The 10,538-nt window shown below is 62.8% G+C and carries 10 protein-coding genes and 2 pseudogenes; 5 read left to right on the top strand and 7 right to left on the bottom strand.

The window, feature by feature from the left end; translation table 11 throughout:
* Positions 1-695 precede the first annotated feature (695 nt).
* The 5 genes and pseudogenes from Q8K05_RS15820 (at position 696) to Q8K05_RS15800 (ending at position 2,333) form a co-directional block, all read left to right on the top strand.
* Positions 696-999, top strand: a pseudogene (locus tag Q8K05_RS15820) (type II toxin-antitoxin system RelE/ParE family toxin).
* Between the two features lie 3 nt (positions 1,000-1,002).
* A complete protein-coding gene (locus Q8K05_RS15815) occupies positions 1,003-1,311 on the top strand; it encodes an addiction module antidote protein (RefSeq protein WP_305247573.1) in 309 nt (102 codons plus the stop codon).
* Between the two features lie 15 nt (positions 1,312-1,326).
* Positions 1,327-1,620: a group II intron maturase-specific domain-containing protein gene (locus tag Q8K05_RS15810; RefSeq protein WP_370868878.1), complete on the top strand. Its 294-nt coding sequence runs from the start codon at positions 1,327-1,329 to the stop codon at positions 1,618-1,620.
* A 202-nt stretch (positions 1,621-1,822) separates the two neighbouring features.
* Positions 1,823-2,098: a BrnT family toxin gene (locus tag Q8K05_RS15805; RefSeq protein ID WP_305247572.1), complete on the top strand. Its 276-nt coding sequence runs from the start codon at positions 1,823-1,825 to the stop codon at positions 2,096-2,098.
* Positions 2,070-2,333 carry a hypothetical protein gene (locus tag Q8K05_RS15800; RefSeq protein WP_305247571.1) on the top strand — a complete coding sequence of 88 codons (264 nt, stop codon included), beginning with the start codon at positions 2,070-2,072 and terminating at the stop codon, positions 2,331-2,333. The genes Q8K05_RS15805 and Q8K05_RS15800 overlap by 29 nt, the downstream gene beginning before the upstream one ends.
* Positions 2,334-2,341: 8 nt before the next feature.
* On the opposite strand, the pseudogene Q8K05_RS15795 reads toward Q8K05_RS15800, so the two are convergent.
* The 7 genes and pseudogenes from Q8K05_RS15795 to Q8K05_RS15765 form a co-directional block, all read right to left on the bottom strand.
* A pseudogene (locus Q8K05_RS15795) lies at positions 2,342-2,592 on the bottom strand (integrase core domain-containing protein); the annotation flags it as partial.
* A 36-nt stretch (positions 2,593-2,628) separates the two neighbouring features.
* Entirely contained in the window at positions 2,629-3,537 is a 909-nt protein-coding gene (locus Q8K05_RS15790) for a ribose-phosphate diphosphokinase (protein WP_305247570.1), read from the bottom strand.
* A complete protein-coding gene (locus Q8K05_RS15785; RefSeq protein WP_305247569.1) occupies positions 3,537-5,132 on the bottom strand; it encodes a thymidine phosphorylase family protein in 1,596 nt (531 codons plus the stop codon). The genes Q8K05_RS15790 and Q8K05_RS15785 overlap by 1 nt, the downstream gene beginning before the upstream one ends.
* A 358-nt stretch (positions 5,133-5,490) precedes the next feature.
* Positions 5,491-6,846, bottom strand: coding sequence for a TolC family outer membrane protein (locus Q8K05_RS15780; RefSeq protein ID WP_305247568.1), 1,356 nt, complete (start codon positions 6,844-6,846; stop codon positions 5,491-5,493).
* 77 nt (positions 6,847-6,923) lie between these two features.
* Entirely contained in the window at positions 6,924-7,286 is a 363-nt protein-coding gene (locus Q8K05_RS15775) for a rhodanese-like domain-containing protein (protein WP_305247567.1), read from the bottom strand.
* 40 nt (positions 7,287-7,326) lie between these two features.
* Entirely contained in the window at positions 7,327-8,016 is a 690-nt protein-coding gene (locus tag Q8K05_RS15770) for a protein-L-isoaspartate O-methyltransferase (protein WP_305247566.1), read from the bottom strand.
* 56 nt (positions 8,017-8,072) lie between these two features.
* The coding region (locus tag Q8K05_RS15765) for an efflux RND transporter permease subunit (protein WP_305247565.1) at positions 8,073-10,538 on the bottom strand (2,466 nt) is incomplete at its 5' end.

Below are 10,538 nucleotides of genomic sequence, written 5' to 3'. Positions count from 1 at the left end.
TGGAGTACGTTTTTCGGGGGCAAGGTCAGTGCGTTCAAATTCAAGGAAGAGTCCGACGGAACAGCGAAACCCAATTGAGATGCCGGACGGTTCGTGCCAATCAATAAAGGCTGCCACATGACGCCCAACGAATAAGGTTAGATCGCGCAAGCGAAGCGCAGCCGCGATCTGAACCGGTTGTTGGACAAGCCCGGTTCAAGGCGCAATGGCCGGTTCTCTGAAAATATCTTTTTTGATGCTGCTCTGGCGTTGAACTTTGCTGGCTCACAAAGCCATCGCGTCGAAGCGTTCAGGCGGCATAAATCAAGCGCCTGGTGCCCTGGAGGCACATTTTTTTTGAATCAATCAAGGGTGTGTTGCCGTTTTTGGCCGAGCACATCCACAGCACCTGTTTGGCACTGTTGAGCTGCTTGTGATCTGCTTGTTTATGCGCTCAGAATTGCCTCACGATCAGCACACGCTGGCTCAGTTATGAAAGGCAAGATTCGCCTGCGCACGATGACCATCACAGCGCCGCAGCAGTGGCACAGAAGTTTGGGCCGCTCAGTTTGGATAACTGGTGCCGGATCGGGTGAGGGTCAGGTCTCCCATTTCCCATATTTCACTTTGTGACCCTCCTGCGCCCCTCTTAGTTGTCGTCAACCATGGGCTTGTAACGCGTTTGCCAATACGTGAACAAGTGATTACAATAAACCATGTTCACCATCAAACGCCTGCCCGAATTCGACGAATGGTTTGATGGGCTGCGCGACCGCACGACAAGCATTCGCCTCGGGGTGCGCCTGGACAAGGTGCAGCGCGGTATTTTGGGTGATGTCACGCCCGTGGGCGATGGCGTGTTTGAGATGCGCGAGTTCTTTGGCCCCGGCTGGCGCATGTACTACGTGCATGCACGGCGCGATGTTGATCGTCATGCTGGGCGGCGGCGACAAGTCCAGCCAAGCCAGTGATATTGCAGCGACCAAAAAACTCGCTTCCACCCTCGTTTTCAAGGAGTAAACCATGAGTAAAAAAATCAATGTCGAAGACCTGCCCGAGTTCGATCTGGCCGAGCACCTTAAAACCGATGAAGACATTGCCACGTATCTGAGCGTGGTGCTTGAGGACGACGATCCGTCCGAGCTGCTGCACGCCTTGGGCGTGGTGGCCCGAGCACGCGGCATGACGGAAGTGGCCCGTGCGGCGGGCCTGACGCGCGAGGCGCTTTACAAGGCGCTGCGCCCCAACTCCCAGCCGCGTTTTGACACCATTGCCCGTGTCTGCCGCGCCTTGGGGCTGAAACTCACCACGCAGGTGCAGGTTCATGCTTGATGCAGCCCTCAAAAACTGGCTGCTTACGCAGTCACCATCCGCGCGCTGACCCGTCGCACGCGAGGTCACCGTTTGATTGACATCGTGCAAGAGTTGAAGACCGCCCTGACCGGGTGGAAAGCCTACTTTGGTATTGCCGAAGTGTTGAGCCCTCTGCGCGAGATCGACAAATGGGTGCGACGGCGGTTACGATGCTACGCATGGAAACAATGGGGCAGCGCGGGCTACCGCGATACTTCAGAAAGCGTGGGGTCGCGGTGCGCGAGGCTTGGAACACAAGCAAGAGCGCGCATGGCCCATGGCGGCTGAGCAAAACGCCAGCGTTGAATCTGGCGCTGCCTGCAAGAATGTTTCGTCAAATGGGGCTACCCGAGTTGGCACCGGCCAAGGCAGCATGAGCGCAACGAAGTTTCAAGGAACCGCCGGATACGTGACCCGTATGTCCGGTGGTGTGGGGGGGAGGGGCCGTGAGGCTTCTTCCTATCCCGATTAAACCTCTCAGGTATTTCGCATGTTCAAGTTCGAATGGGATGATCAAAAGGCAGCAAGCAATTTGCTTAAACACGGTGTATCGTTCGACGAGGCGGTTAGCATTTTTGGGGACCCAATGGCACTAACCTTTGCAGACACGGATCACGCCGAAGTCGAAGATCGAAGTCGGACGTACGGGACATCAAACAAGGCGCGGCTTTTGGTGGTGATCCATACGGAGCGCCGCAACGGCATTCGAATCATCAGCGCAAGAAAGGCAACACGATATGAAAAAGGCATCTACGAAAATGGCTGATCAAGACATTCCAGAATTGAAGCGCGATCAACTTGGCAAGGGTGTGAGGGGCAAGTACCTCAAATACTTTATGCAGGGAAGCAATGTCGTTGTTTTGCAACCCGAAATCCAGAAGGCATTCCCCACGTCCGAGGCCGTTAACAAGGCATTGGCGAGCATGTTGGCTTTTGCGCAAGAGACGCAGGGTTTAACTGCTCGCTCAAGCCGGACGCCGCGCAAACGCGCCGCCGCGTAGCTCGAACGTTAGCTGTCACATCCCGGACGATCATAAGGTAGTTTATTGAACAAGTGCGGATGGGAATGGCACCAAACTTCATGGCTTGCATCGGGGTTTTGCTTTTCAGGGCGGACTGCGGTAGCTGATGGTTGTACAGGGCCGCGTAGCGTAGCAAGGTCTGCTCCAGATCCTCAGCGCTGTTGAAGTGGTTCGTCTTGAGCACGTCGCTGATGCGGCCATTGGAGCGCTCCACCATGCCATTGGTTTTGGGCGTGCGGGTCACGGCTTGGCGCGATGCGGTCCCGCACCTCAATCAGGCAGGTCCATCCCACAGGCGATGCAATGCCTGGGCCATGGCCGGCGCCACGCTGACGGCGTTGCTCGGGTGCGCAATACTGTCGGTGCTCCAGACTTCGGCCACGCCAGCGTCCCGGATCACCTGCAGCGCATCGCCGGCAAACAAGGCGTGCGTCACCGCCACGTCCACCGAGGCCGCGCCGGCCGCACGGAGCAGCTGTGCGGCACGCGCCACAGTGTGGCCGCTGCTGGCCACGTCATCGAGCAGCACCACGGCGCGGCCCTGGACGTTGACGGGCGGCAGCACCATGTCCACCGCCTTGTCGCCGTGCCGGACCTTCTGGCAGACCGCATGGTCGAGGCCGTGGCGTGCTGCCGCCTGGGCCACCCATTGCGCGGACTCGCTGTCCGGCCCCATCAGGAACGGACGGGGCCGGCGCTGCGCGATCCAGTCGCCCAGCAGCGGCGCGCCGCTGAGCACGATGGCCTGGCGCACCGGCACCGCCTCCTGCAGCGCGGCGATGCGGTGCAGGTGCGGGTCCACGGTGATCACGGCGTCAAACAACGACGCCAGAAAGTGCCCCACGATGCGCTGGCTCACCGCCTCGCCGGGCGAAAACGCAATGTCCTGCCGCATGTAGGCGAGGTAAGGCGCCACCAGCGTCAGGTGCCGGGCGCCCAGCTCACGCGCGGTGCGCGCGGCCAGCAGCAGCTCGACCAGTTTTTCGTTGGGCTGGGCCAGCGTGCGCAGCAGCACCACGCGCTCGGGCAGCGCGGGTGGCAGGCGCAGCTTGAGTTCGCCGTCCGGGAAGCGGTGACGATCAATGGCGGCGGGGCCCAGGCCTGCCGCATGGGCGAGGCGCAAGGCGGCATCGGCCTCGTCGTCAAAATACAGCAGGCAGGGGGGCTCGTGCGTCAAAAGCATCAAAACTCCACGAATACATGGGGCAGGTCTTCGGCGCGGCCGATGGTGTAGCCACTGAACTTGTTGCTGAGCTGCCGCGCGAACGTGAGGTCGGTGTGGAACTCGGCATGAACGCGGTACAAGGCGTCGCCGGTGGCCACCGCGTCCCCCAGCTTGCGCAGCAGGTCAACGCCCGCGCCCTTCACCTTGGGTGCGCCGGCCAGCCGCGCCACCCGGGCTATCTGGAGGTTGTCTATTCCGGTCACGACGCCGTCCGCGCCCGCCAGCACCTCGAACGTCAGCGAGCCCAGTTGGGGGTGGTTGTGGTCAAAACCGTGCGAGCCCTGCGCCTCAATGATGGCGTTCATGCGCGCCAGGGCCCGGCCCGAATCCAGAATGTCCCGGGCAATCGCAAAACCATCGCCGCCGCGCACGTCGGGATTGCATTCGATCAGCCGGCCGGCCAGGCGCAGGGCCTTTTGCCGCAGGTCAATGGGCGCGCGCGGGTCGTTTTCCAGCACCCGCATCACATCGCGCGCCTCCAGCACCGGGCCGACGCCAAAGCCAATCGGCTGGCGGCCATCGGTGATCACCACGTCCAGCGACAGGTGCAGGCGCGAGGCCACGTACTCGAACAGGCGGCGCAGGCGCTGCGCATCGGGCATGGTTCGCACCTTGGCGGTCGGACCGATCGGGATGTCCAGCACCAGGTACGTGGAACCGGCGGCAATTTTTTTCGACAGGATGGAGGCCACCATCTGGGCCGGCGAATCGAGCGACAGCGGCCGCTCTACGGAAATCAGTACATCGTCGGCCGGCGACAGATCGGCCGTGCCGCCCCAGGCCAGGCAGCCGCGGTGCTCGCGCACGATCTCCGACAGCTTGTCGAACGGCAGCGCCACGTTGGCAAGCACTTCCATGGTGTCCGCCGTGCCGGCCGGCGAGGTAATGGCCCGGGACGAGGTCTTGGGGCACAGCATGCCGTGGGCCGCCACGATGGGCACCACCAGCATCGAGGTGCGGTTGCCCGGAATGCCGCCGATGCAGTGCTTGTCCACCACCAGCGGCGCGTGCCAGTCGAGCCGGCGCCCGCTGGCCACCATCGCTTCGGTGAGGAAGTAGACTTCCTCGCGGTCCATCTCGCCCCGGTTGGTGGCCACCAAAAACGCCGTCAGTTCGATCTTGGAGTAGTGGTGCTGCGCAATATCGCGCACGATGGCCTGGAAATCTTCCTTGCCCAGCCGCTCGCCGTTGATCTTGCGGAACAGCGCCCCCATGGACTCCGGCGGCTCGGCCTGCGACACGGAGACGGTGTGGCCGTCTTCCATGTCGAGCTGGGCAAAGGCGTCTTCGGAGAGCCCCAGTTGGCCGCAATCGACGATGGACGGATCGTCCACCACGTTCAGCGTGGCCAGGATATGACGGCCGTTGGCCCGGATCTCGACCTTGGAGAGCGCCTGGAAACCCTCGGCGCGGTAGACCCCGCAGTCGCGGTTCAGGTAGGCGACGTTCTCTCGGTAGGTGTCGATGGCGACCCGGCGCAGCACCAGTTTCGAGGGGATGTCGTGGTTGCCGGGGTCCGGCTCGGGTGGCGGTGCAACGGTAACTTTGCTCATGGCGATAGCCTACACCGGAATGGTCCTCCGGCCTCGCTCGGGTAACAATCTGGTCAGCTGGCAGCGCGGGCTGTCGCTCAGCACCTACAGCAAGGCCGTCGGGCCTCTGGCGAACGTCTCGAATGCGTTCTCGCGGATCGTCCAGCAGCCGGTGCTCACGCAGCACCTTGCCGTCCCGCAATTCGATGCGACCGAGGTACTGGCGTCAGCGCTGAATCGGCGCGGGTGGTCAAAAGTCAAGCGGCAGCCACAGCGTGGCAGCTTGGCCCAGGCTGATCGGGGGTTTGAGCGAATCCAGCGGATGCCACGTGCGCTTGGCTACACACAGTGCGTCACCGGCTTTACCCCGCGCGTTGCATTACCTTGCCAGCAATCCATTGATTTCCTGCAAATCCCCAGGCGTCAACGTACCGCTGGCCTGGCGCAGCCGCAGGCCGCCCAGCAGCACGTTGTAGCGCGCTTGCGCCAGGTCGCGCTTGGTCTGGAACAGCTGGCTTTGCGCGTTGAGCACGTCGATGTTGATGCGCACACCAACCTGGTAGCCCAGCTTGTTGGCATCCAGCGCGCTCTGGCTGGACAGTTCGGCGGCTTCCAGGGCCTTGACCTGGCCCTGGCCCGACAGCACGCCGAAGTAGGCGGAGCGGGTGGCCTGGGCCACGGCGCGCCGCGCGCCTTCGAGGTCGCTGCGCGCCTTGTCCCTGAGCGACAGCGTTTCGCGGACGCGGTTTTGCGTGGCAAAGCCTGCAAACAGCGGCACATTGAGCAGCAGGCCGACGTTGCTGGTGTTGGTGCGGGAGGAGACGCCGCTTTGCGCGAAGCTGGAGGGGTTGCGGGTCACGTTGTAGCTGGCCGTCAGGTCCAGCGTGGGCTTGTGGCCGGCTTCGGCCTTGTTGACTTCCAGCTCGGCAATCTCAAACCCGCCCTGCGCCTGCCGGATGCTGGGATGCACGCCTTCGGAGCGCTGCACCCAGGCATTGACATCGGCCGGCACCACGGGCGGCAGGGCCGCCGGGGCCAGCAGGCTTTTGGGCCGGGATTCGGTGATGCCGACCAACTGGTCGAGCGCGATTTTCTTGATGCGCAGGTCGTTGTCTGCCGCTATTTCCTGGGCCGTCACCAGGTCGAAGCGGGCCTGGGCTTCGCGCGAGTCGGTGATGGTCGAGGTGCCGACCTCGAAGTTGCGCTTGGCAAAAGCCAGCTGTTCATCCACCGCCGATTTCTGGGCCTGCACAAAGGTCAGCGTGTCCTGCGCGGCCAGCACGTCGAAGTAGGCTTGGGCTGTGCGCACGATCAGGTCCTGCTCGGCTGCTTCGAGCTGGGCTCTGGCCAGGTCCACCTGCTTGAGGCCTTGCTCGTAGGTGGCCCAGTTGGCCGGCCGGTACAGCGGTTGCGATGCGCTCAGCGTGGCGTTTTGCGAGTTGTAGCTGCGGTCAACGGGCGGGGTGGTGTTCTCAAAACCGGTGCGCGACACGCCTGCTGCCAGCCCTGCCGTGGGCAGGATGCCGGCCTTGGCCTGCTCGGAGCGGGCCAGGTTTGCGTCGTACTGCAGCCTGGCGGACTGGTAGGCGGCGTCAAAAGCCCGGGCCGACTGATACAGTTCCACCAGACTCTGGGCCTGCGCCGCGGGGGCCAGCACCATCAGCGCCGAGGCGATGGCCAGCGACAGGGGCAAGCAGGGCAGGCGGTGCATGGGCAGTTTGTGAGGGGTGGTCATGGGAGTCCTGAGGGGTTAACGAATCAGCAAGCTAACGAATCCGCCACTGAAAATCAAGCGGTCACGTCAAGCACAAATCAATATAGTGGAACCGACGGATCCATCTGCTGCGACCAGGCGTTGATGCCGCCTTGCAGGTTGATGATTTCGCCAAAGCCGTTTTGCGTCAGGTAATTGGCCACCTGCAGGCTGCGCATGCCGTGGTGGCACAGGCAGGCTATGGGCTGGTCGGTGCCGAGGGCGTCCTTCAGTTCGGCCAGACGCGCCGGAACCTCACGCATGGGGATGTGCACCAGCCTGAAACCGTCTTCTTTGACCGATGCCGTCTGCAGCTCCCAGGGCTCGCGCACATCGAGCACCACGGGCAAGGCCGCGCCTGCCCCGGAGCATGCGCTGTCACGCCAGGCGGTGAAATGGGAGGGGCTCAATTGGGGAATCATCAGCACATGCTTTCAGGGCTTGAATATCAAACAAGGAATTTCAGAAGACGAATTTCGAGGGCTCGGGGAAATTGAGCAGGCGCGGCGCCACGGTGTCCCAGGCTTGGGTGGTGCGCCAGGCGTCCTTGGCCACGCGCGTCACCAGCGTGGCGCGCATCATGGGCTCAAGGCCCACGATGGCGCTCAGGCGTCCGCCGACTTTCAGCAGGGACAGCAGCGAGGCGGGCACCTCGGCCACCGAGCCGCTCAGCACAATCACGTCAAAAGGGCCGCTCAGCGGGTTGCTGCCGGAGACGGCCTGCGCGAGGTCGGCGGCGCCGTCACCGGTGCGCACTTCGCAGTTGTAGATGCCGGCTTTTTTCAGGTTGTCACGGGCCGTTTGCGCCAGCGCAGCGTCAATCTCCAGCGTGATCACCTGCTGCGCGCGGTGCGCCAGCAGGGCCGCCATGTAGCCAGAACCAGCACCGATTTCGAGCACTTTTTCGTGCTTTTGCACGGCCAGGTCCTGCAGGATGCGCGCTTCGACCTTGGGCGCCAGCATGCACTGGCTGGGGTTGTGCTGGGGCGGCAGCGGAATTTCCATGTCGGCAAACGCCAGCGCCTTGTAGGCGGGCGGCACGAAATCCTCGCGCCTGACCACGGCGAGCAGAGCAAGGACTTGGCTGTCCAGCACTTCCCAGGGGCGGATTTGCTGCTCAATCATGTTGAATCGGGCTTGTTCGTAGTTCATGGCGGACCTGGTTGTTGGTGGTTTAAAAGAAGAGGGTACAGGCGAAAGCTTTGATTTTAGACGGGGCGCCTGACGCCATCCATACCGGTATCATCCGCTGCGGAAGCGGGCCCGGCCTGTGCTTTTTGGCCAAACTTGCGCTTGAACCACTGGGCCAGGTCGTCCATGTAGCAGTAGGTCACCGGCACCACGACCAGGGTCAGCAGCGAGGAGGTGATCACGCCGCCAATCACGGCCTGGCCCATGGGGGCGCGCTGCTCCGAGCCCTCGGTCAGCGCAAAGGCCAGCGGCACCATGCCAAAAATCATGGCCAGCGTGGTCATCAGGATGGGGCGCAGCCTGACCTTGGCGGCTTCCAGCAGGGCTTCGCTGCGCTCCATGCCTTCAGCTCTCATGCGAATCGCAAAGTCGACCAGCAAAATGGCGTTTTTGGTGACCAGTCCCATCAGCATGACGACGCCGATGATGGAGAACATCGACAGCGTGGAGCGGAACAGCAGCAGCGCCAGCACCACGCCAATCAAGGTCAGCGGCAGCGAGGTCATCAGCGCCAGCGGCTGTAAAAAGCTCTTGAACTGGCTGGCCAGAATCATGTAGATGAACAACACCGCCATCACCAGCGCCGAGATGGCGTAGCCAAACGATTCCGCCATGTTCTTGGTGGAGCCGCTGAACGCGTAGCGGTAGCCGGGCGGAAAAGGGATGCCTTCGAGCGCGGCCTTGATGTCGGCGGACACCTCGCCGGCCGACCGGTTCTGGACGTTGGCATTGATGGCGACTTCGCGCGCCAGGTCGCGCCGGTTGATCTGATTGGCGCCCGTGGATTCCTTCACGCTGGCGACCTGGCTGAGCCGCACGATGCGCGCCGAGCCGTCGGGGTTGTTGCCCAGGGTGCTGTTCATGAAGGGCAGGCCTTGCAGGTCTTGCAGGGTGTTGCGCGCGTCGGGCGCCAGCCGCACGTTGACGTCGTAGGTCTGGTCGTCGGGCGCGCGCCAGTTGCCCACGGTTTGCCCGGCCACCAGCGTGCGCAGCGAGGCGGCAATCTGCGCTACCGACAGCCCCAGGTCCGATGCCGCATCGCGCCGCACCGCCACTGCAATCACGGGCTTGTCGGCCTTGACGCTGGAGTCCAGGTCCACCAGCCCGGCAATCGGCCGGATTTTGTCAGTGACCAGGCGGCTCAGGCGTTCCAGTTCCTTGAGGTCCGGCCCCTGCAGCGAAAACTCGACCTGTTTGTTGCCGCCCACCGCGTCGAGCAGGCCGACATGGGTCACGGTGATGCCGGCCACCCGCTGCAGCCGCTCGCGCAGCACGCCCGACATCTCATCGACGCTGCGCGTGCGGGCCTTGCGGTCCACCAGGCGAACATACACGCTGGCGTACATCTTGCCCTGCGCGTTGCCGGTATTGAGCGTGGCCAGCGTGTATTTCACCTCGGGGAACTCGCGCACAATCGCCTCGACCTGGCGGGCCTTGGCTTCGGTCGCCTCCAGCGAGGAGCCTACGGGCGTGTAAAAGTTGAGCGAGGTTTCCGAGAAATCGGCCTTGGGCACAAACTCGGTGCCCAGCAGCGGCACCATGAAAATGCTGCTGACAAAAATCACCAGCGCCAGTCCCAGCGTGGCGAGTTTGTGCACCAGCGCCCAGCGCAAAATGCCCTGGTAGCTGTCGCTCAGCGCATCGGTGGCGCGCTCAAACCAGGCGGTGACGCGGCCAATGGTTTTGTCATAAAAACTGACGGGCCGGTGGTGCTTGCCGTGCGCTTCAATCGACGGGTCGTGCCAGAGGCTGGACAGCATGGGGTCGAGCGTGAAGCTGACAAACATCGAGATCAGCACGGCCGCCACGATGGTGATGCCGAACTCGTGGAAAAACTTGCCAATGATGCCGCCCATGAAGCCAATCGGCAAAAACACCGCGACGATGGAAAACGTGGTGGCCAGCACCGCCAGGCCAATTTCCCGCGTGCCGTCGAGCGACGCCTGGTACGGCGTTTTGCCCATTTGCACATGGCGCACGATGTTCTCGCGCACCACGATCGCATCGTCAATCAAGAGGCCCTCGCACAGGCTCAGCGCCATCAGCTTGATCATGTTGATGGTGAAGCCAAACAGGTTAATGACCAAAAAGGTGCCGATGATGGAAATTGGCAGCGTCAGCCCGGTAATCACCGTGGAGCGCCAGGAGTTGAGGAACAGGAACACGATCAGCACCGTCAGCAGCGCGCCTTCAATCAGCGTGCGGCGCACGTTTTCGACGGCCACGCGAATCGGCCGCGAGCCGTCGGTGATCAGTTCCAGCCGTGCGCCCGGCGGCAGTTGCGGCTGCAGCTCGGCGATGGCTTTGTTCAGCCCATCGACCACGCCAATGGTGTTTTCGTCCTGGGCTTTTTGCACGCTCAGCAGCAAGGTGCGCTGGCCGTTGTAAAGCGCCAGGCTGTCGAGTTCTTGCGCGCCGTCGGCCACGCGGGCGACCTGGCGCACGGTGATGGGCACGCCGCCTTTGCGCGCTACGATGATGTT

The sequence above is a fragment of the Polaromonas sp. genome (assembly GCF_030682935.1).
In the GTDB taxonomy this organism is placed as follows: domain Bacteria; phylum Pseudomonadota; class Gammaproteobacteria; order Burkholderiales; family Burkholderiaceae_C; genus Polaromonas.
The sequence above is the reverse complement of the archived record's forward strand: the minus strand, read 5'-3'. Positions and strand labels throughout refer to the sequence as shown.